This window comes from Algibacter sp., from assembly GCF_049667265.1.
Lineage (GTDB): Bacteria > Bacteroidota > Bacteroidia > Flavobacteriales > Flavobacteriaceae > Algibacter_B.
The window spans coordinates 1-2,031 of the sequence record NZ_JBATHX010000129.1 but is presented as its reverse complement, the minus strand read 5'-3'; the positions used below and the strand labels follow the sequence as shown (position 1 = coordinate 2,031).

Below are 2,031 nucleotides of genomic sequence, written 5' to 3'. Positions count from 1 at the left end.
GCCATTTACTATTTATACAATGTGACAAGTGTAAAGAAGAAATGAACCATTGTTGTTCTACTAATTGTAAAGAGATTCATGCTTTACCTTTTGAAGAACAGAAAGCACTAAGAAAAGGACAAGGAAATAGCAATGATATTTTCAAAAAAGGGAGAGCAGACCATTTGCCATATAAAAAAGACTTGAGGAATATTTTTGAGACTTTAAAAGTAGATAAAATATAAAGCAGAGATTATGCAAAAGATAGAATTAATGGCGCCTGCTGGTAATTTTGAGTCACTTCAAGCTGCTTTAGATAATGGCGCAGATTCCATTTATTTTGGAGTTGAGCAATTAAATATGCGAGCAAGAGCATCTATAAATTTTACACTCGACGATTTACAAGAGATTTCAAACCGTTGTAAAGCTAAAAATGTTAGAACGTATTTAACATTAAATACTATTATTTACGATCATGATTTATCGATTGTAAAAACATTGATAAAACAAGCTAAAGAAGCCGACATTACAGCTGTAATAGCCATGGATCAGGCAGTAATTGCTTCGGCTAGAGAAGTTGGTATGGAAGTGCATATTTCAACTCAAATAAATATAACCAACATTGAAACGGTTAAATTTTACGCCCTATTTGCCGATACCATGGTGCTAAGCCGTGAGTTAAGTTTGCGCCAAGTTAAAAAGATAACCGAGCAGATTGAAAAAGAACAAATAAAAGGGCCTTCTGGGAAACATGTAGAGATAGAGATCTTTGGTCATGGCGCATTATGTATGGCCGTATCTGGTAAATGTTATATGAGTTTGCATTCTCAAAACTCATCGGCCAATAGAGGCGCCTGCAAGCAAAATTGTAGAAAAAAATATACCGTTATAGATCAAGAAACTGGTTTTGAAATGGAGCTAGATAACGAGTATATTATGTCTCCAAAAGATTTATGTACCATCGATTTTTTAGATGAAGTTGTTGATGCTGGTATTAAAGTTTTAAAAATTGAAGGACGCGGAAGAGCGCCTGAATATGTTGCCAAAGTTATAAAATGCTATCGCGAAGCTATTGATAGTATTGAAAATGGTACCTATAGTAAAAAAGAAGTTATTTCTTGGATGCAAACTCTAGAAACGGTTTATAACAGAGGATTTTGGAGTGGTTATTATTTAGGACAAAAACTTGGTGAATGGAGTAAAGGTTCAGGATCTCATGCCACACAAAAGAAAGTGTATATTGGTAAAGGCACGCATTTTTTTCCGAAAGCTATGGTTGGCGAATTTAAAATTGAAGCTTACGATATTAACATTGGCGATACTATATTAATAACTGGACCAACCACGGGAGCTAAAGAGTTAACTGTTGAAGAGTTTTTAGTTAACGATCAAAAACTATCAGAAGGTGTAAAAGGCGATATGGTAACCATAAAACTGCCGTTTAGAATCCGTCAATCAGACAAGCTTTATAAAATTGTTGAAAATAAAGTAGAAGCTTAATGGTTGTTATAACATTACAACGTAACAAATGTATTGGCTGTAACTATTGCGTTGAATTAGCGCCAAGCCAGTTTCAAATGTCTAAAAAAGATGGGAAATCGGTGTTGCTACATTCAAAAGAAAAAAAAGGCTTTTTCACATTAAAATCTAATGATTATTTGATTCTTGAATCTTGCGATAATGCAGCCAAGGCTTGTCCGGTTAAAATTATATCGGTAAAGGATGTTTAGCTTTTTTGGTATTATAAGCAATACTATAAATAGCAAAAATTACTGTTCAATTCATAACAAACAAAAGGTCAGAAGAAATAAATCCTTTGACCTTTATTACAAACTAGAGCTAAAATTTAATCTTTAATAAGTTTAATCGTTTTTCTTTCATTCTCTTCGCCTGAAAGTCTTAAAAAATACATACCGTTAGCCAGGTTTGATACATTAATGGTTTTTAAACCTTGAGAAGGATTACTCATAGATGTTATAGATTTCCCTGTAATATTTGCAATTTCAGCTTTAACGATTTTCTTAACTGTAGAAATATTAATCAAATTATTAG

General features: G+C 32.8%; 3 protein-coding genes and 1 pseudogene. 3 read left to right on the top strand and 1 reads right to left on the bottom strand.

From position 1 onward, the window contains the following. The 3 genes and pseudogenes from WBN21_RS04655 to WBN21_RS04645 all read left to right on the top strand — a co-directional run. Window positions 1-224 (top strand): annotated as a pseudogene (locus WBN21_RS04655) (rhodanese-related sulfurtransferase); the annotation flags it as partial. A 10-nt stretch (window positions 225-234) separates the two neighbouring features. After that, on the top strand, window positions 235-1,479 hold the full coding sequence (locus tag WBN21_RS04650; RefSeq protein WP_424198120.1) for a peptidase U32 family protein: 1,245 nt from the start codon (window positions 235-237) through the stop codon (window positions 1,477-1,479). Beyond that, window positions 1,479-1,709 carry a ferredoxin gene (locus WBN21_RS04645; RefSeq protein ID WP_424198119.1) on the top strand — a complete coding sequence of 77 codons (231 nt, stop codon included), beginning with the start codon at window positions 1,479-1,481 and terminating at the stop codon, window positions 1,707-1,709. Before WBN21_RS04650 ends, WBN21_RS04645 begins: the two co-directional genes overlap by 1 nt. Window positions 1,710-1,825: 116 nt before the next feature. Here WBN21_RS04645 and WBN21_RS04640 read toward each other — a convergent pair. Next, window positions 1,826-2,031, bottom strand: a 206-nt coding sequence (locus WBN21_RS04640; protein WP_424198118.1) for a T9SS type A sorting domain-containing protein, incomplete at its 5' end; no start/stop codon positions are given.